This is a genomic window from Variovorax sp. WS11, assembly GCF_010499245.1.
Taxonomy (GTDB): domain Bacteria; phylum Pseudomonadota; class Gammaproteobacteria; order Burkholderiales; family Burkholderiaceae_C; genus Variovorax.
In genome coordinates this window covers 1,306,601-1,325,237 of record NZ_JAAGOW010000001.1, presented here as the reverse complement: position 1 = coordinate 1,325,237, position 18,637 = coordinate 1,306,601, and the positions used below count along the sequence as shown (strand labels likewise).

Genomic DNA, 18,637 nt, shown 5'->3' with positions numbered 1-18,637 from the left:
AACGTCAAAGTTATAGGGTCAAGTGAATAAGAGCATGTGGTGGATGCCTTGGCGATGATAGGCGACGAAGGACGTGATAGCCTGCGATAAGCTTCGGGGAGCTGGCAAATTAGCTTTGATCCGGAGATTTCCGAATGGGGAAACCCACCGAAAGGTATCGCATGATGAATACATAGTCATGCGAGGCGAACCGGGTGAACTGAAACATCTCAGTAGCTCGAGGAAAAGACATCAACCGAGATTCCGAAAGTAGTGGCGAGCGAAATCGGAAGAGCCTGTTAGTGATAGCACAAGACTTAACGGAACGGCTTGGAAAGGCCGGCCATAGTGGGTGACAGCCCCGTACGTGAAAAGACTTGTGTGGTACTGAGCTGACGAAAAGTAGGGCGGGACACGAGAAATCCTGTCTGAAGATGGGGGGACCATCCTCCAAGGCTAAATACTCATCATCGACCGATAGTGAACTAGTACCGTGAGGGAAAGGCGAAAAGAACCCCGGGAGGGGAGTGAAATAGATCCTGAAACCGCATGCTTACAAAAAGTCGGAGCCCGCAAGGGTGACGGCGTACCTTTTGTATAATGGGTCAGCGACTTACATTCAGTGGCAAGGTTAACCGAATAGGGAAGCCGTAGAGAAATCGAGTCCGAATAGGGCGTCCAGTCGCTGGGTGTAGACCCGAAACCAAGTGATCTATCCATGGCCAGGATGAAGGTGCCGTAACAGGTACTGGAGGTCCGAACCGACTAGTGTTGCAAAACTAGCGGATGAGCTGTGGATAGGGGTGAAAGGCTAAACAAACTTGGAAATAGCTGGTTCTCTCCGAAAACTATTTAGGTAGTGCCTCAAGTATTACCTTCGGGGGTAGAGCACTGTTTTGGCTAGGGGGTCATGGCGACTTACCAAACCAAGGCAAACTCCGAATACCGAAGAGTACAGCTTGGGAGACAGAGCACCGGGTGCTAACGTCCGGACTCAAGAGGGAAACAACCCAGACCGCCAGCTAAGGTCCCTAAAATTGGCTAAGTGGGAAACGAAGTGGGAAGGCTAAAACAGTCAGGATGTTGGCTTAGAAGCAGCCATCATTTAAAGAAAGCGTAATAGCTCACTGATCGAGTCGTCCTGCGCGGAAGATGTAACGGGGCTAAGCCAGTTACCGAAGCTGCGGATGCACAGTTTACTGTGCGTGGTAGGAGAGCGTTCTGTAAGCCTGTGAAGGTGCGTTGTAAAGCGTGCTGGAGGTATCAGAAGTGCGAATGCTGACATGAGTAGCGTTAAAGGGGGTGAAAAGCCCCCTCGCCGTAAGCGCAAGGTTTTCTACGCAACGTTCATCGGCGTAGAGTGAGTCGGCCCCTAAGGCGAGGCAGAGATGCGTAGCTGATGGGAAACAGGTCAATATTCCTGTACCGATGTGTAGTGCGATGTGGGGACGGATCTTAATAGGTCATCCGGGTGTTGGATATCCCGGTTTAGTTGGAAGTAGGCGTGCGTTAGGCAAATCCGGCGCACATATACCGAGGCCAACGATCGAGCCAGCTTGCTGGTGAAGTGACTGAACGAGGTTCCAGGAAAAGCCACTAAGCTTCAGCTGCACACGACCGTACCGCAAACCGACACTGGTGCGCGAGATGAGTATTCTAAGGCGCTTGAGAGAACTCAGGAGAAGGAACTCGGCAAATTGACACCGTAACTTCGGAAGAAGGTGTGCCCTATTAGTGTGAAGTGAACAACGGAGCATGAACGGGTTGCAAAAAATCGGTGGCTGCGACTGTTTATTAAAAACACAGCACTCTGCAAACACGAAAGTGGACGTATAGGGTGTGACGCCTGCCCGGTGCTGGAAGATTAAATGATGGGGTGCAAGCTCTTGATTGAAGTCCCAGTAAACGGCGGCCGTAACTATAACGGTCCTAAGGTAGCGAAATTCCTTGTCGGGTAAGTTCCGACCTGCACGAATGGCGTAACGATGGCCACACTGTCTCCTCCTGAGACTCAGCGAAGTTGAAATGTTTGTGATGATGCAATCTCCCCGCGGAAAGACGGAAAGACCCCATGAACCTTTACTGTAGCTTTGTATTGGACTTTGAACAGATCTGTGTAGGATAGGTGGGAGGCTTTGAAGTGCGGTCGCTAGATCGCATGGAGCCAACGTTGAAATACCACCCTGGTGTGTTTGAGGTTCTAACCTAGGTCCATTATCTGGATCGGGGACAGTGCATGGTAGGCAGTTTGACTGGGGCGGTCTCCTCCCAAAGCGTAACGGAGGAGTTCGAAGGTACGCTAGTTACGGTCGGACATCGTGACGATAGTGCAATGGCATAAGCGTGCTTAACTGCGAGACTGACAAGTCGAGCAGATGCGAAAGCAGGACATAGTGATCCGGTGGTTCTGTATGGAAGGGCCATCGCTCAACGGATAAAAGGTACTCTGGGGATAACAGGCTGATACCGCCCAAGAGTTCATATCGACGGCGGTGTTTGGCACCTCGATGTCGGCTCATCTCATCCTGGGGCTGTAGCCGGTCCCAAGGGTATGGCTGTTCGCCATTTAAAGAGGTACGTGAGCTGGGTTTAAAACGTCGTGAGACAGTTTGGTCCCTATCTTCCGTGGGCGCTGCAGATTTGAGGAAGCCTGCTCCTAGTACGAGAGGACCGGAGTGGACACACCTCTGGTGTATCGGTTGTCACGCCAGTGGCATTGCCGAGTAGCTAAGTGTGGAAGAGATAACCGCTGAAAGCATCTAAGCGGGAAACTCGTTTCAAGATGAGATCTGCCGGGGCCTCGAGCCCCCTGAAGAGTCGTTCTAGACCAGGACGTTGATAGGTCGGGTGTGGAAGCGCAGTAATGCGTTAAGCTAACCGATACTAATTGCTCGTGCGGCTTGACCCTATAACTTTGATCAGCATGATCAAGGTGTTATGCCAAGTGACGCAGTCAAAACCAAAAGCTGATTCCCAACTCTATGAATTCGTTGTGCTGACCAACCTCAGCACAGCAACCCTTTATGCCTGATGACCATAGCGAGGTGGTCCCACTCCTTCCCATCCCGAACAGGACAGTGAAACGCCTCAGCGCCGATGATAGTGCGGGTTCCCGTGTGAAAGTAGGTCATCGTCAGGCTCTTACAGCCCCAAAAAGCCCAACCAGACATGGTTGGGCTTTTTGCTTTTGGAATGCGAAGCGCCGTGCCGGGAGCTATTTGGCGGCTGCTCGCAAACGTCGGCTATTCGCTGCAACAGCCTTCTGGGCACGCCGTGCGTCGAGGCGATGACGCCGGAGAAAAGTGAGCAACCGTGCCTCTGCTGAGTGAAGCCGGCGCACACTTGCAGTCGCGGCAGTGAGTTCTTTCCAGATCTCGGTCATTGCACCTGAATCGGCTGCCAGCTTGGCGCCGAGCGCCAGCACTGCCGGATGAATGTAGGCCTTCTTGCAAACCGCCGGCGTATTGCCGAGTTGCTTGGCCACCGTAGTGAGAATTTCTTTGGCGCTGAAGCGGGGGCCTGCCGATTCGCCTACCGAATCGCTGCTGCAAGCAAGCCGCGTGAGTTCAAGCGCCTGCACCGTTCCGTGCCAAGTCCGGAAATCCTTGGCGCTGAAATTCTCTCCCGCGGCCTCGCGCAGGTAGTCGTTGACGTCGGTTGACGAAACGGTGCGCAGTTCGCCTTCCGAATCCTGGTACTGGAACAGCTCCTGACCCGGCAACTGTTGGCACCGCCGGATCACGCGCGTGACCTTCCGGTCGTCGACCCGCGCCTCATGCAACACACCGCTCTTGCCCCGAAAACGCAACTTGAGCGAGGCGCCGCGAACGTCCACATGCCGGGTGCGCAAGGTCGTGAGACCGTAGGAGCGATTGCTGCTCGCATATTCTTCGTTACCCACACGCAGGAAGGTGACGTCAAGGAGGCGCACGAGCGTCGCTAACACAGTCGCGCGCCCAGGCAGCGCCTCCCTCGCGCCTTCCCGAAGGTCGCGCGCCACACGCGCACGAATCTTCGGCAACGCGCGCCCGAACAGCTCGAGTCGCTCGAACTTGGTTTCGTCCTTCAACAGGCGCCATTCGGCGTGATAGCGGTACTGCTTGCGGCCGCGCGCATCGATTCCGGTTGCTTGCAGATGACCGTTAGGCAAGGGACAGATCCAGACATCGGTGTACGCCGGCGGAATGGCCAACAGCCTGATGCGAGAAATCTCATCGACGTCGCGCACCCATTGGCCCTTGGCATCCCGGTAGCGAAAGCTGCTGCCATGCCGCGCACGCGTGAGCCCTGGCATTTCGGCATTCACGTAGACGAGGCCGTTGGCGAGGGGCAGGGGTCGAATACTTGCAGCGTCAGCCATGCGCTCTTGGAAGATAGACCCCAAGGGTGCATTCTTCGGCACGCCCCCGGGAGATGGCGGTGAGCCCGCACGGCTGTAGGACGCCGCAAGCGCTGCGGGTCCGATCCGCGCCCTTGAATGACCAATGTATGCCTGCAGACCGGGCGTCATGGACGACACCATTGCCTTGCGTCGTGAGCAGGCAACTCCCGCGGTAAGCCAGCTTCCCGAGTTGCTTGCTGAGACAGGTCCTTCAGTCCCCGGGCTGCCAGAGCGTCGGGTAGTGCGTAACGAAGCCCTCCGGCGTCGTCAGCAGCACCCCTTCGTAGTCGAAGCGCGGTGACTGGTACCAGTATTCGGCATCGCTGCGGCGCTCGTAGTGCTGCTCCAGCGCGCTCAAACCTTCGTCGTCGAGGTCGAGCCAAGCGGCAGGTGCCACGGCGCTTTCTCCGACCTGGAGGTTCAGGCGACGCAAGGGCAGCAGGTTGGTGGCAGGCGTGAAGCCCAGGTCCAGATCCGTGCAATGGGCCAAGCCCGGCACCCGCTGGTCATTGAGCAACCATTCGCCGTTGGCGCCGCGCGCGATCGCAAAGTCCACGGCCAGGCTTCCGATCCAGCCGCGCACACGCCCCCATTTCGCATGCCATGCCTTGTCGCAATGCACGCGGTAGTCCAGACGGGCAGGCTGGCCGTTCTCGCCGCGAAAAACGGCAGCGCCGTCGAGCTGCCACCCGTCGCCGTGCTTCTCGAGGCGGCAGGCATCATGGCCGGGCAGGTCGAGCCGGCGCCAGAACATGGTGGCTACGATTTGCATGAACCGGATGATGGCATCGATACCCCCGGCGCACCAGTGCCCAGCCAGGAGCGTTCAGAATCCAGGCCGTGACCGCTGCTCCGATCCGCCGCATTGCCCACCTCGACATGGATGCGTTCTACGCCTCGGCGGAACTGCTGCGCTACCCGCAGCTCAAGGGGCTCCCGGTGGTGATCGGAGGCGGCCGGCGCAAGGTGGACGAGGCCATCCGCGAGCTGCCGGAAGGCAGCACCCTGGCCGATATCCCCGTCGAGGCCTTCCCGTTGCTCAAGGACTACGTGGGCCGCGGCGTGATCACCACCGCGACCTATCCGGCGCGCCCATTCGGCGTCGGGTCCGCGATGGGGCTGATGAAAGCTGCGAAGCTGTGCCCGCAGGCCATCATCCTGCCGGTCGATTTCGACGAGTACCGTCGCTACTCGCGCATGTTCAAGAAGGTGATCACCGAGATCGCGCCGGTGATGGAAGACCGCGGCGTCGACGAGGTGTATATCGACTTCACCGAGGTGCCCGGCGGCCAGCGCGAGGGCGGGCGCGTGCTGGCGCGGTTGATCCAGCGCTCGATTCTCGAGGCCACCGGGCTCACCTGCTCCATCGGCGTCGCACCTAACAAGTTGCTGGCCAAGATGGCGAGCGAGTTCGAGAAGCCGAACGGGATCTCGGTGCTCTACGAGCACGACCTGCAGACGCGCATCTGGCCGTTGCCCTGCCGCAAGGTCAACGGCATCGGGCCCAAGGCCGACGAGAAGCTGCAGCGCTTCGGCATCCGCACCATCGGCGAGCTCGCGGCTCGCGAGCGCGATTGGCTGGTCCAGACCTTCGGCAAGGCCACCGGCGCGTGGATGCACGAGGTGGCATGGGGCCGCGACGAGCGCCCGGTGGTGACCGAGAGCGAACCGGTGTCGATGAGTCGCGAGACGACCTTCGAGCGCGACTTGCACGCGGTGCGCGACCGCGCCGAGCTGGGCGCCATCTTCACGCACCTGTGCGAGAAGGTCGCGGAGGACCTGCAACGCAAGGGCTATGTAGGAAAGACCATCGGGATCAAGCTGCGCTACGACGATTTCAAGATCGCGACGCGCGACCAGACCATCGAACAGTTCACCTCGGACGCGAAGACCATCCGCCAGGCGGCTGGACGCTGCCTCAAGCGCGTGCCGCTGGAGCGGCCGCTGCGCCTGCTGGGCGTGCGTGTCGGGGCGCTTGTGAAGGCGGGCAGTCCGGAGGCCCTGCCGGCGCCGGCGCACGGCGGATCCGCGGGACAATCGCGCGCCGCGGCGGAGCTTGCGACGACGGCTTCGCTCTTCTAGACCTTCATTCACCAACCCTGGGACTTCCCGTTCCAGCTGGATGGACGCACCCAGGAGCAGCCCTTCATGTCTAGCGCTTGCCCGAGGGGTACTTCTGCCCGATGCGCGTCTGCAGGAAGTCCAGCAGCGCGCGCAGGGCCGCACTGTTGTGACGGCGTTGCAGGTAGGCGGCCGAGAGCCACATGTCGCTGCGCACGCAGTCCTTCAGCACCGGCACCAGCTCGCCGTGGTCGATGTGGGTCTGGACCAGCAGGGCGGGCAGGTACAGCACGCCGAAGCCCATCAGCGCGGCTTCGATCAGCGGCCCGGCCTCGGAGGCGTCCATGCGGCTCTTCACCGGCACGTCCAGCGGCTGGCCGTCGACCTCGAAACGCCATTGCGGATGGGTGCCGAGGCGGGAGTGGGTCAGCGCGTCGTGCTGCGCCAGCTCGGCTGGGTGCGACGGCGTGCCGTGCTTCTGCCAGTAGCGAGGCGAGGCGCATACCACCAGCGTGAGCTGCGTCAGCTTGCGCACGATGAGGTTGTCGTCCTCGATCGGCCCGACGCGCAGCGCGAGGTCGACGGCCTCCTCGGCCATGTCGACCTGGCGGTTGCTCAGATGCAGGCTCAGGCTGACGTCGGGGTAGTAGCCCATGAACTGCGCCAGCAGCTTGGGCAGGTCGCCCTGGCCCATGCCGTGCGGCGCCGAGATGCGCAGCCGGCCGCGCGGCTGGCTCGCATGCTCCTGCAGCTCGGCCTGGGTGAGCTCCACCATCTCCATCACCGGCTTGCTGCGCTCCAGCAGCAGCGCCCCGGCGTCGGTGAGGCTGACGGAGCGGGTCGAGCGATTGAGCAGGCGCACGCCGAAGCGGCTCTCCAGCTCGGCCACGTACTTGCTCACGGTGGCCTTGGACATGTCGAGCCGGCTGGCGGCGCGGGAGAAGCTGCCGTAGGCGGCGACTTCGCGGAAAGTGCGGATGAGGTCGAGGCTGTCCATGTCAGTCGCCGATTGTGCGGCGACCCGGGATTTTCGGCTTCAGCGCGGTCAGCCCGTGTTCCGAAGGCCCGCGGCCACGCCGTTGATCGACATGTGGATGCCGCGCTGCAGGCGCTCGTCGTCCTGCTGGCCGGCGCGCCAGCGGCGCATCAGCTCGACCTGCAGGTGGTGCAGGGGATCGATGTAGGGGAAGCGGTGGCGGATCGAGCGCTGCATCTCGACGTTGCCTTCCAGCCGCTGCTTCGCCCCAGTGATCAGCGCCAGCGCATCGGACGTGCGGTGCCATTCGGCCTCGATCATCGAGAACACCTTCTGGCGCAGCTTGCGCTCCTCCACCAGCTCGGCGTAGCGCGAGGCTAGGGCGAGGTCGCTCTTGGCCAGCACCATGTCCATGTTCGACAGCAGGGTGCTGAAGAAGGGCCATTGCGCATACATGCGCTGCAGCAGGGCCTGCCGCTCCTTGCGCGCCGCGGCGCCGCCGGCGGCAGCGAGGAACTGCTCGATCGCCGAGCCGAAGCCGTACCAGCCCGGCAGCGTGAGCCGGCACTGGCCCCAGCTGAAGCTCCAGGGCACGGCGCGCAGGTCCTCGATGCGGCGGCTGGGATTTCGCGAGGCCGGCCGCGAGCCGATGTTGAGTTCCGCGATCTCGCGGATCGGCGTGGCGCTGAAGAAGTAGTCGCCGAAGCCGGGTGTGTCGTAGACCAGCGCGCGGTAGGTCGCCATGCTGGCCACCGACAGCTCGGCGGCGGCGGCCATGAAGCTCGACGGCGCGGGCTTGGCCGAAGGCAGCAGCGTGGCCTCCAGCGTGGCGGCGACCAGCGTCTCGAGGTTGCGCCGGCCGATTTCGCGGTTGGCGTACTTGGAGCCGATCACCTCGCCCTGTTCGGTCAGGCGGATCTGGCCGCGCACCGTGCCCGGCGGCTGCGCCAGGATGGCCTGGTAGCTCGGGCCGCCGCCGCGCCCGACGGTGCCGCCCCGGCCGTGGAACATGCGCAGGCGAATAGACGTCCCGGATTTCTTGTTCAGCTCGTCGATGAGCGCCACCAGCGCGGTGCCCGCCCGGTAGAGCTCCCAGTTGCTCGTGAAGATGCCGCCGTCCTTGTTGCTGTCGCTGTAGCCCAGCATCACGTCCTGCTCGGCGCCCGAGCGCTGTATCAGGGCCTGGATGCCGGGCAGGGCGTAGAAGGCGCGCACGATGGGCGCGGCATTGCGCAGGTCTTCGATGGTTTCGAACAGCGGCACCACGATGAGATCGCAGGTGGCGTTGCCGAGCGCAGCGCCGGGCCGCCCCAAGCCAGCGAGCGCCCCCTCGGGGGGCAGCGAGGACACGCCAGTGCCGAGCGTGGGGGCGCCGTTGCTCAAGGTGCCGCGCAGCAGGCCCACTTCCTTCTGCAGCAGCAGCGCCTCCAGCAGGTCGCTCACCGTCTCCGTGTGGCTGATGATGTAGTGGCGAATAGCCGCCGCGCCGTAGCGCGCGCGGGCGGTGCGCGCAGCCGCGAAGATCGCGAGCTCGCTCTGCGCCAGCGGCGAATAGGCGGCGTCGGGCACGCGCAGGGGGCGGGCGTCGTCGAGCAGGCGCAGCAGCAGCGTCTGCTTGGCTTCCTCCTCCAGCGCCGCGTAGTCGGGCTCGATGCGCGCGGTCGCCAGCAGCTCGGCCACCACCGCCTCGTGCTTGTCCGAGCTCTGCCGCAGGTCCACCGTCGCGAGGTGGAAGCCGAACACCTCGACCGCGCGGATCAACGGGGCCAGCCGCTGCGCGACCATCGCGACGCCGTGCTTGTCGAGGAGCGATTCCTGGATCACGCGCAGGTCGGCCAGGAACTCCTCCGCTTGGTGGTACGGGTTCTGCGGCGCGACCGCATGGCGCGCCGCCTCGCCGCCCGTGAGCTCGCGCAGCGTGGCTGCCAGGCGCGCATAGATGCCGGTGAGGGCGCGGCGGTAGGGCTCGTCCTGGCGGTGCTCGTTGTGGTCGGGCGAGCGCTCGGCCAGCGCCTGCATCTCCACCGACACATCGACCAGGGTGGCCGACAGCGAGAGCTCGCCGCCGAGGAAGTGCACCTCGGTCAGGTAGTAGCGCAGTGCGAGCTCGGCTTGGCGGCGCATCGCGTACTCCAGACTTTCGGCGCTGACGTTGGGGTTGCCGTCACGATCACCGCCGATCCACTGTCCCATGCGCAGGAAGGGCGCGATCTCCCTTTGGCCCAGGGCTTTCTCTAGGTCGGCGTAGACGCGCGGGATCTCGCGCAGGAAGGTGGCCTCGTAGTAGCTCAGCGCGTTCTCGATCTCGTCGGCGACCGTGAGCTTGGAGAAGCGCAGCAAGCGCGTCTGCCAGAGCTGAATCACGCGCGAGCGCATGCGGCTCTCGTTGTCGGCCAGGGCGACGGGCGTCAGCGCGTCTTTGGCACCGGCGAAGGCGCGCTGGCGCAGCTTGATGTCGTCGCGCTCGGTGAGCAACTGCGCGATGGCGCGCTCGGCATCCAGGATGCTCTTGCGCTGCACCTCGGTCGGGTGGGCGGTGAGCACCGGCGACACATAGCTGTGCGCCAGCGACTCCACCACCGCCGCCGGCGCGATGCCGGCCTTGCGGATGCGTGCCAGCGCCAGCTCGAGGCTGCCCGCGGCGGCGCTCTCGCCGGCGCGCTCGGCCTCGGTGCGGCGGCGGATCAGGTGGCGGTCTTCGGCCAGGTTCGCCAGGTGGCTGAAGTAGGTGAAGGCGCGGATCACGCGCACCGTCTCGGCCGCGCTCAAGCCCTTGAGCAGGTTCTTGAGCGCGCGGTCGGCCGCATGGTCTGCATCGCGCCGGAAGGAGACGGACAGGGTGCGGATCTTCTCCACCAGCGCGAAGGCTTCCTCGCCCTCCTGCTCGCGGATCACGTCGCCGAGGATGCGCCCGAGCAGGCGGATGTCGTCGATCAGCGGCTGCTCTTCGCTGCTGTCGCGGCGCCGGGATGCCGAAGCGGGGGTGGGGCTGCTTTTCATTGGGGAAATCTCCTCGTTCGACCTGGTCTGCGCCGTCGTTGCTGCGTCGCAACAATGCTAGCATCTCTCCGATCCCCCACAGCAACGGAAACGGCCCTTTGAGCAACATCGTGATCGCCACGCGCGAAAGCCGCCTGGCCCTCTGGCAGGCGGAGCACGTGCAGTCCCTGCTCCGGCAACAAGGCCACACGGTCAGCCTGCTCGGCATGACGACCCGCGGCGACCAGATCCTCGACCGCTCGCTTTCCAAGGTCGGCGGCAAGGGCTTGTTCGTAAAGGAACTCGAGCTGGCGCTCGAGGAGGGCCGTGCCGACATCGCGGTGCACTCGCTCAAGGACGTGCCCATGGACCTGCCCGCGGGTTTCGCGCTGGCCTGTGTGCTGGAGCGCGAGGATCCGCGCGATGCGCTGGTGTCGCCGCGCCACGATTCGCTCGAGGCGCTGCCGCAGGGCGCGGTGGTCGGCACCTCCAGCCTGCGCCGCGTGGTGCTGCTGCGCGCGTTGCGGCCCGACCTGCGCATCGAGCCCTTGCGCGGCAACCTCGATACCCGGCTGCGCAAGCTCGACGAAGGGCAGTACGACGCCATCGTGCTGGCGGCTGCCGGGCTCAAGCGCCTGGGCCTGGAGAATCGCATCCGCACCGTCTTCGAGCCCGATGCCATGCTGCCGGCCGCGGGGCAGGGCGCGCTGGGCATCGAGGTGCGGGCCGACCGCAGCGACCTGCTCGCCTTGCTGGCGCCGCTCGCAAGCCCTCTGGACCAGCTCGCCACAGCGGCCGAGCGCGCGGTGAGCCGGGCCATGGGCGGCAGCTGCTCTATGCCGCTCGCGGCCCATGCGCGCTGGGAGGCCGGCGACAAACTGCGCATCGATGCAGCCTGGGGCGATCCCGAAGGCGCGGTGCAGCTGGTCCGCGTCCACGCGCAAGCCGCGGTTGCCGATGTCACGCAGGCCGCCGCGCTCGGCGACCACGCCGCGCGCCTCCTGCGCGAGGCCGGCGCGCACTGAATGAGATGCCTGCGCCCCGAGTGATCGTCACGCGCCCTGCGCGCGAGGCGGCGCGCTGGGTGGAGGCATTGCGCGCCGCCGGGCTGGACGCACAGGCGCTGCCCCTGATCGCGATCGAGCCGGTCGCCGACGGAAAGGAGCTCCAGGCAGCGCGCCAGCGCCTCGACGGCTACGCCGCGCTGATGTTCGTGAGCGCCGCCGCCGCCGAACACTTCTTCGACGATGCCCGCGCCTTTTCTGACGGCCTGCGTCCGCGCTGCTGGGCCACCGGCCCCGGCACCGTGCGCGCATTGCAGCAGGCCGGCGTGCCGGTCTCCGCGATCGACGCACCGGCCGCGGATGCGGAACAGTTCGATTCCGAGGCGCTGTGGGCTCGTGTGCATGCGCAGGTGCATGCCGGCGTGCGCGTGCTGATCGTGCGCGGCGGCGATGCGTCGGGACAGCCGGCCGGACGCGCCTGGCTGGCGCGCGAGATCGCCGCGGCCGGTGGCACCTGCGATACCGTTGTTGCCTACCGGCGGCGGCCCGCACCGCTCGACGCCGCCGCGCGCACATTGGCTGGAGAAGGCGCACGCGGCGAGGCGGTCTGGCTCTTCAGCAGCGCCGAAGCCATCGCCCATCTGCGCGCCGCGCTGCCTGTCACCGCGTGGACCTCGGCGCGCGCGATCGCCACCCACCCCCGCATCGCGGAAGCCGCGCGGGACGCGGGTTTCGGGGCGGTGCGGGTCTCTTCCCCGGCGCTGGCCGCGCTGATCGCGTCTATAGAATCCTTCGCATGAGCGACGCCTCCGTGTTGAACGAATCCCTGCAGGAACCGGCGGCGCGCGCGCCCGTGCCGGTGCCGCTGCAGGCGGCGCCGGTCCACGCCAACACGCTCTCGAAGGTCCTGCTCGGGCTCCTGGCCGCCGCCGCGGTGCTGGCGCTGGTGACGGTGCTGGTCCTCTGGCAGAAGGTCAGCGGGATGCAGGAGCAGCTGGCGCGGCAGAGCGCCGACGCGATGGCGCAATCCATGGAGGCCCGCACCCTGGCTCGCCAGGCGCAGGAGACGGTGCGAGACACGGCGGCGCGCCTGGCCCTCAACGAGACCCGAGTGGCGGAGGTCGCGTTGCAGCGCTCGCAGCTCGAGGAACTGATGCAGAGCCTCTCGCGCTCGCGCGACGAGAACCTGGTGGTCGACATCGAGGCCGCGGTGCGCCTCGCGTTGCAGCAGGCGGAGGTGACGGGCAACGTGCAGCCGCTCCTGGCCGCGCTCAAGGCCGGCGACCAGCGCATCGCGCGCGCCGCCCAGCCGCGGCTGGCGCCCCTGCAGCGCTCGATACAGCGCGATGCCGAGCGCCTGCAGGCCAGCGCCAGTGCCGAGAGCGGCGAGACCCTGCGCAAGCTCGACGACCTGGTGCGCATGGTGGACGAGCTGCCGCCGCTCAACGCGGTGGCCACGCGCGGCGCCGGCCTCAACCCCTGGCAGGCCGAGCCCGTGCCGGCCGACGCGCCCTGGTGGCAGCGTGCGCTGCTGATGGTGCGCAACGAGGCGCGCTCGCTGCTGCGCGTGGGCCGCATCGACCGCCCCGAGGCCGTGCTGCTGTCGCCTGACCAGACCTTCTTCCTGCGCGAGAACCTGAAGCTCCAGCTGCTCAATGCGCGCCTCGCCCTGCTGTCCCGGCAGTTCGACACGACGCGCAACGAGCTGGCCACCGTTTCGGCCTCCCTCAATCGCTACTTCGACCCCGCCTCGCGCCGCGTCCAGTCGGCGGCGACGCTGCTGCAGCAGCTGCAGGCGCAAATCAGGACCAGCGAGACGCCCCGCATCGACGACACGCTGGCGGCGCTCACGACGGCGGCGGCCGGTCGCTAGGGGCCAGGGCAGGGTATGCGCGCTGCACTCTGGTTCCTGGCCCTGTTCGCCATCGCGGCGGCGGTGGCGCTGTTCGCCGGCAACAACCAGGGCACCATCACCGTCTTCTGGCCGCCGTGGCGGGTCGACCTGTCGCTCAATCTCACGCTGCTGATCCTGCTGCTGGCCTTCGGCCTGCTGCATGTGGCTTTGCGCGCCTTGTCGGCGCTGTTCTCTCTGCCAAGGCAGGCGCGGCAATGGCGCCTGCAGCAAAAGGAGCGCTCTCTGCACGCAGCCCTGCTCGACGCCCTGGCGCAATTGCTGGCCGGGCGCTTCTCGCGCTCGCGCAAGGCGGCGCAGGCCGCCCTCGCGCAGGAGCGGACCCTGGCCGCGCTGGATGCGAACCTGCCGCAGGCGCAACAGATCCGCGTGCTGTCGCACCTTCTCGCCGCGGAGAGCGCCCAGGCCCTGCAGGACCGGCCCGCGCGCGATGCGCACCTTCAGCAGGCGCTCAACGAGAGCGCCGAGCGCGGCGTGCTCGTCAGCCCCGAGACGCGCGAAGGCGTGCAACTGCGCGCGGCCCGGTGGGCGCTCGACGACCGCGACGCCCCCGCCGCCCTGGCGCGGCTGGAGGAGCTGCCGCAGGGTGCTCAGCGCCGCACGCTGGCCCTGCGCCTGCGGCTCAAGGCAGCGCGCCAGGACCGGCGCACGCTGGAAGCGCTCGAGACCGCTCGCCTGCTGGCCAAGCATCGTGCCTTCTCCGATGCCGCCGCGCAGAGCATCGTGCGCGGGCTGGCGGCCGAATTGCTCTCGGGCGCGCATGACCCCACCCAGCTGCTGCGGGCCTGGGGCGAGCTCGAGGCCACCGAACGCGAGATGCCCGAGGTCGCCATCCATGCGGCGCAGCGCATGGTGGCGCTGCGCGGCGACCTCACGCTGGCGCGCGCCTGGCTGCTGCCGGTCTGGGAGCGCATGGTCGAGCAGCCCCGCAGCCTGGGCGAGTCCTTGCGCGTGAAGCTGGTGCGGGCGCTGGAGGCCGGGCTCGATTCGGTCGATGCCGACTGGCTGGCGCGCATCGAATCGGCACAGCGCAACGATCCGCGCGACGCCAATCTGCAGTACCTCGCGGGCATGGCCTGCATGAAGCGCCAGCTCTGGGGCAAGGCGCAACAACTGCTCACGCATGCCGGCCTAGGGTTACAAGACCCGGTCTTGCACCGCCGCGCCTGGCAGGCGCTGGCACAACTGGCGGAAGCTCGCGACGATGCGGACCAGGCCTCGGCCGCCTGGAAGCGCGCCGCTCAGATCGAGACCCCCTGAGGGGCCTACATCGCCCTGGCGGCAGCTATCTTTTTGATAGCTGAAAGCCCAATTCCCGCCTGAATTGCGCCGTGTAGGAGCTCGCTTACCCCATCCGGGCCCACACCCGTTTACTCTGCCTAACGCTCTAAGCCAAGAAACAATTTGAGCGGGGCGCTTTGCTGATGTACAGTCGTAACTGTTTGCAAAAGTATTCATTCAGGGTCATGACGCGGAGTCGGGTTTGAAACGTTTTCTATTACATGCCATTTTGTTCGCCTCGGCCGGGCTGCTGTTACAGGCTTGTGCGCCCCTGGCGCCGGGCTTCCGCTCGGCGGGCAACGATGCCGACCAGGCCGTGTCGCCATCGGGCTTCTCCACAGCGGAGATCGATCCGCCGCCGCCTGGCGCGATCACCGAGATCACGCCTCAGCTGATCCGAGCCCAGCGTGCCGCCGTAGGCAACAACGTCGCGCCCGAGGTGCGGGCGCTGGTGGGCGAGGCGCCGGTCTACAAGATCGGTCCCGGCGACGTGGTGAGCGTCATCGTCTACGACCATCCGGAGATCGTGTTCAGCGGAATCCCCGCGACCACCGTGGCCGACCAGGCGAGCGTGTCGCCGGCGCCGGGCTTCATCGTGTCCAACACCGGTTTCATGAGCTTTCCCTACGTGGGGCAGCTCAAGGCCGAGGGTATGACGATCCAGGAGTTGGAAGAAATTCTCGTCAAGCGGCTGGCCCGGGTCTTCAAGGACCCGCAATTGAGCGTGCGCGTCAACGCCTTCCGAAGCAAGCGCACCTACGTCGAAGGTGAGGTGCGCAATCCAGGCCTGCAGATCTTCACCGACATCCCGATGACCCTGGCCGAGGCGATCAACCGCGCGGGCGGCTTCTCGGCGAACGGGGACCGCTCCGCCGTGAACCTGACGCGCGACGGCAAGACCTTCTCGCTCGACCTGATGTCCATGGCCGAGGCCGGCATCGATCCGACCCGCATCCCGCTGAGGTCGGGCGATCTGGTGATGGTGCGCAGCCGCGACGAGCGCAAGGTCACGGTGATGGGCGAAGTGAACCTGCAGACGGGCGTGATGATGCGCAACGGCCGCCTGTCGCTCAACGATGCGTTGACCGAGGTCGGCGGCGTCAACCTCGGCACCGCCAATCCGCGCCAGATCTACGTGATCCGCAACGAGACCAACGGCCTGTCGATCTTCCACCTGGACGCCCGCACGCCGACGGCGATCGCGATGGCGGACGGCTTCGCGCTCAGGCCCAAGGACGTGGTCTACGTCGACCCGGTGCCGCTGGTGCAGTGGAACCGCGTGTTGAGCCTGATCCTCCCGACCGCCACGACCGCGACCTCCTATCGCGACCTGGGCTCGCGCAGCACCGGGAGCGGCAGATAGTGGCCATCCAGAACGTCCTTGTCGTGTGCGTCGGCAACATCTGCCGCAGCCCGATGGCGGAAGCCCTGATGGCGGCCGACCTGCCCGGCGTGCAGGTCGCTTCTGCCGGCCTGCAGGCGCTCGTTGGCCATCCGGCGGACCCTACCGCCTGCGAACTGCTGGAAGAGCGCGGCATCGACATCGCAGAGCATCGGGCGCAGCAGCTCGATGTCGACCTGTGCCAACGCGCCGACCTGATCCTGGTGATGGACCGCGAGCAACGCCGCGCGGTGCAGGAGCGCTATCTCTTCGCCGCCGGCAAGGTATTTCGCCTGTGCGAGTTCAGCGACGAGGACGTCCCCGATCCCTACCGCGCTGATCGCGGCGTCTTCCAGCACTCGCTCCGGCTCATCGAAGGCGGTGCCAGGCACTGGGCCCAACGCATTTCAAGAGTATCCAGTTGATGACTTCCTCAATCATTACCAAAACGAATCCCTCCCCGGCAAGCGCGGCGGACGAGGAAGACCTCGACCTCGGGCGTTACATCGACGTCCTGGTATCGAACAAGTGGCTGATCGCGGCGATCACGCTCGTCGTGTTCCTGATCGGCGCGACCTACGCTTTCCTGGAGCGTCCGGTCTACGAGTCCAACATGGTGATCCAGGTCGAGGACGTCGAACCCGGCGGCAAGGGCATCTTGGCCGAGGCCGGTGGCCTGGTGGACGTGAAGACGCCGGCAACCGCCGAGATCGAGATCATCCGTTCGCGCATGATCGCGGGCCAGGCGGTGGAGGCGACCAAGCTCTACATCGTCACGGCGCCGCGCTACGTACCCTACATCGGCGGCTGGATGGCGCGGCGCGCCAATGGCCTGTCGGACCCCGGCTTCCTCTGGCTGAACGGCTATGTGTCGGGCACGGAACGCATTCTTGTTTCGCAGTTCGACGTGCCGACCTCGATGGAAGGCGGCCTGTTCACCGTGACCGCTGCGGCGAACAACCAATACACGCTGGACTACCCGGGTATGCAGCAGCTCAAGGGCACGGTCGGCACGCCGCTCAAAGCCGACACGCCCGAGGGACCGATCTCTCTGCAGATCGACCAGTTGGCCGGCAAGCCGGGGGCGCTGTTCAACGTGTACCGCTATGCAAAGCTGCCGACCACCATCGGGCTGCAGTCCAGCCTGAACCTCAGCGAGCGCGGCAAGAACTCCGGCATCGTCAACGTGATGCTGCAGGACACCGACCCCTTCAAGCTGACGCGCGTGCTCAACGCCGTGGGCGACCAGTACGTCAAGCAGAACATCGAGCGCAAGGCCGCGGAGGCGCAAAAGACCCTGGCGTTCCTGGACGTTCAGCTGCCCCTCTTCAAGAAGCAGCTGGAGGCTTCGGAAGAGGTCTACAACCGCTATCGCAACCAGAAGGGCACGGTGGCCTTCAGCGAGGAAGCCGCGCTGATCCTGGGCCAGTCGGTCGACCGGCAGACCAAGCTGCTGGATGCCCAGCAGCGCCGGCGCGAGCTGGAGTCGCGCTTCACATCCGCGCACCCGGCGGTGCAGACCCTCGACAGCCAGATCTCGGCGCTGAAGTCCGACATGGGCAGCATCCAGGAGCGCATCAAGGGCCTGCCGGCGATCCAGCAGGAAGCGGTGCGCATGGAGCGCGACGTCAAGGTGAACACCGAGCTCTACCAGTCGCTGCTCAACAACGCGCTGCAGCTGCGCCTGGTGAAGGAGGGCAAGATCGGCAACGTCCGCGTGCTCGACGAGGCGGTGGTGCCCAGCCAGCCGGTCAAGCCGAACCGCAAGGTGATCATGGCCGCCGCGCTGGCGCTGGGGCTGTTCCTCGGCATCGTCGCCGCCTTCGTCCGCAGCTCCTTCGTCGAGCAGCGCCTGCGCGATCCGCACGAGGTCGAGGCCGACACCGGCCTGCCGGTCTTCTCGACCATTCCGCTGAGCCCCTCGCAGGCCGCCATTGCGAAGCGCCGTCTCAGCGGCGCCACCGGCGTTCGCCTGCTCGCGATCGAGAACCCCGACGATCCGGCTGTGGAAAGCCTGCGCAGCCTGCGCACGGCGATGCAGTTCGCGATGCTGGAGTCACCCAACAACAGGGTGCTGATCAGCGGGCCCACGCCGGGCGTCGGCAAGAGCTTCGTGACGGCGAACTTCGCCGCCCTGATGGCGGCCGCCGGCAAGCGCACGCTGCTGATCGACGCCGACCTGCGCCGCGGCCACACGCACCAGTACTTCGGCCTGCAGCGCCACGGCGGCCTGTCCGAGCTGATTGCGGGCAGCCTGACGGTGCAGCAGACCGTGCACCGCCAGGTGGTGCCCAACCTCGATTTCCTCGCCACCGGCCAGCTGCCGCCGAACCCGGCGGAACTGCTGGTGTCGGACTCGTTCAAGACCACGCTGGAGCGCCTGTCCGAGCAGTACGACTTGGTCGTCATCGACACACCGCCGGTGCTGGTGGCGGCCGACACCTCCACCGTGGCGGCCCATGCGGGCACGGTGCTGCTGGTGGCGCGCGCCGACCAGTCCACCATGGGCGAGCTGAAGGAGAGCACGCGCCGGCTCGCCATGGGCGGCAAGGCCGCCACGGGCGTGCTGCTCAACGCGATGGACCTGGGCCGCCGCACCTTCGCGCCTTACAAGTACGGGCGCTATCGCTACACCAGCTACAACTACGAGAGCATCCTGCCCGAAGAGCAGTAAAGCAAAAAA

At 65.6% G+C, this 18,637-nt stretch carries 12 protein-coding genes and 2 rRNA genes; 10 read left to right on the top strand and 4 right to left on the bottom strand.

The annotated features are described in order from the left end of the window. Nucleotides 1-16 precede the first annotated feature (16 nt). Both GXN78_RS06750 and rrf read left to right on the top strand, forming a co-directional pair. A 23S ribosomal RNA gene (locus tag GXN78_RS06750) occupies nucleotides 17-2,887 on the top strand. A gap of 118 nt (nucleotides 2,888-3,005) precedes the next feature. Beyond that, nucleotides 3,006-3,118: ribosomal RNA gene (rrf, locus tag GXN78_RS06745) — 5S ribosomal RNA — on the top strand. A gap of 75 nt (nucleotides 3,119-3,193) precedes the next feature. Here the strand turns inward: rrf and GXN78_RS06740 are convergent. Both GXN78_RS06740 and GXN78_RS06735 read right to left on the bottom strand, forming a co-directional pair. Then, complete coding sequence (locus tag GXN78_RS06740; protein WP_239142629.1) at nucleotides 3,194-4,339, bottom strand: DNA topoisomerase IB; 1,146 nt, start codon at nucleotides 4,337-4,339, stop codon at nucleotides 3,194-3,196. Between the two features lie 232 nt (nucleotides 4,340-4,571). Next, nucleotides 4,572-5,132: a putative glycolipid-binding domain-containing protein gene (locus GXN78_RS06735; RefSeq protein ID WP_106558606.1), complete on the bottom strand. Its 561-nt coding sequence runs from the start codon at nucleotides 5,130-5,132 to the stop codon at nucleotides 4,572-4,574. A 107-nt stretch (nucleotides 5,133-5,239) separates the two neighbouring features. On the opposite strand from GXN78_RS06735, the gene GXN78_RS06730 reads away from it, so the two are divergent. Further along, a complete protein-coding gene (locus GXN78_RS06730) occupies nucleotides 5,240-6,442 on the top strand; it encodes a DNA polymerase IV (protein ID WP_106558655.1) in 1,203 nt (400 codons plus the stop codon). A 70-nt stretch (nucleotides 6,443-6,512) separates the two neighbouring features. Here GXN78_RS06730 and GXN78_RS06725 read toward each other — a convergent pair whose 3' ends face one another. Together GXN78_RS06725 and ppc are read right to left on the bottom strand one after the other, a co-directional pair. Then, nucleotides 6,513-7,418, bottom strand: a complete 906-nt coding sequence (locus tag GXN78_RS06725; protein WP_106558607.1) for a LysR family transcriptional regulator — start codon at nucleotides 7,416-7,418, stop codon at nucleotides 6,513-6,515. 48 nt (nucleotides 7,419-7,466) lie between these two features. Then, nucleotides 7,467-10,397 carry a phosphoenolpyruvate carboxylase gene (gene ppc / locus GXN78_RS06720; RefSeq protein ID WP_106558608.1) on the bottom strand — a complete coding sequence of 977 codons (2,931 nt, stop codon included), beginning with the start codon at nucleotides 10,395-10,397 and terminating at the stop codon, nucleotides 7,467-7,469. 98 nt (nucleotides 10,398-10,495) lie between these two features. Here ppc and hemC point away from each other — a divergent pair, with 98 nt between their 5' ends. The 7 genes from hemC to GXN78_RS06685 all read left to right on the top strand — a co-directional run bounded on the left by hemC (nucleotide 10,496) and on the right by GXN78_RS06685 (nucleotide 18,628). Then, on the top strand, nucleotides 10,496-11,401 hold the full coding sequence (hemC, locus tag GXN78_RS06715) for a hydroxymethylbilane synthase (RefSeq protein ID WP_239142628.1): 906 nt from the start codon (nucleotides 10,496-10,498) through the stop codon (nucleotides 11,399-11,401). Between the two features lie 5 nt (nucleotides 11,402-11,406). Further along, nucleotides 11,407-12,180, top strand: coding sequence for a uroporphyrinogen-III synthase (locus tag GXN78_RS06710; protein WP_106558610.1), 774 nt, complete (start codon nucleotides 11,407-11,409; stop codon nucleotides 12,178-12,180). Continuing rightward, the gene (locus GXN78_RS06705) at nucleotides 12,177-13,253 is read left to right on the top strand and encodes a uroporphyrinogen-III C-methyltransferase (RefSeq protein WP_106558611.1); all 1,077 of its coding nucleotides are present in this window, start codon (nucleotides 12,177-12,179) and stop codon (nucleotides 13,251-13,253) included. The genes GXN78_RS06710 and GXN78_RS06705 overlap by 4 nt, the downstream gene beginning before the upstream one ends. A 15-nt stretch (nucleotides 13,254-13,268) precedes the next feature. Next, a complete protein-coding gene (locus tag GXN78_RS06700) occupies nucleotides 13,269-14,552 on the top strand; it encodes a heme biosynthesis HemY N-terminal domain-containing protein (protein ID WP_106558612.1) in 1,284 nt (427 codons plus the stop codon). 223 nt (nucleotides 14,553-14,775) lie between these two features. Further along, entirely contained in the window at nucleotides 14,776-15,936 is a 1,161-nt protein-coding gene (locus tag GXN78_RS06695) for a polysaccharide biosynthesis/export family protein (RefSeq protein WP_106558613.1), read from the top strand. A gap of 5 nt (nucleotides 15,937-15,941) precedes the next feature. Continuing rightward, nucleotides 15,942-16,379 (top strand): low molecular weight protein-tyrosine-phosphatase, encoded by a 438-nt coding sequence (locus GXN78_RS06690; protein ID WP_106558656.1) that lies wholly within the window; start codon nucleotides 15,942-15,944, stop codon nucleotides 16,377-16,379. Then, nucleotides 16,379-18,628 (top strand): polysaccharide biosynthesis tyrosine autokinase, encoded by a 2,250-nt coding sequence (locus GXN78_RS06685; protein WP_106558614.1) that lies wholly within the window; start codon nucleotides 16,379-16,381, stop codon nucleotides 18,626-18,628. The genes GXN78_RS06690 and GXN78_RS06685 overlap by 1 nt, the downstream gene beginning before the upstream one ends. Nucleotides 18,629-18,637 lie beyond the last annotated feature (9 nt).

Bases quoted from the DNA above. Each gene is read 5' to 3' on its own strand.
- GXN78_RS06740 (WP_239142629.1), bottom strand. From the start codon at position 4,339: ATGGCTGACGCTGCAAGTATTCGACCCCTGCCCCTCGCCAACGGCCTC.
- GXN78_RS06735 (WP_106558606.1), bottom strand. From the start codon at position 5,132: ATGCAAATCGTAGCCACCATGTTCTGGCGCCGGCTCGACCTGCCCGGC.
- GXN78_RS06730 (WP_106558655.1), top strand. From the start codon at position 5,240: ATGGATGCGTTCTACGCCTCGGCGGAACTGCTGCGCTACCCGCAGCTC.
- GXN78_RS06725 (WP_106558607.1), bottom strand. From the start codon at position 7,418: ATGGACAGCCTCGACCTCATCCGCACTTTCCGCGAAGTCGCCGCCTAC.
- ppc (WP_106558608.1), bottom strand. From the start codon at position 10,397: ATGAAAAGCAGCCCCACCCCCGCTTCGGCATCCCGGCGCCGCGACAGC.
- GXN78_RS06710 (WP_106558610.1), top strand. From the start codon at position 11,407: ATGCCTGCGCCCCGAGTGATCGTCACGCGCCCTGCGCGCGAGGCGGCG.
- GXN78_RS06705 (WP_106558611.1), top strand. From the start codon at position 12,177: ATGAGCGACGCCTCCGTGTTGAACGAATCCCTGCAGGAACCGGCGGCG.
- GXN78_RS06700 (WP_106558612.1), top strand. From the start codon at position 13,269: ATGCGCGCTGCACTCTGGTTCCTGGCCCTGTTCGCCATCGCGGCGGCG.
- GXN78_RS06685 (WP_106558614.1), top strand. From the start codon at position 16,379: ATGACTTCCTCAATCATTACCAAAACGAATCCCTCCCCGGCAAGCGCG.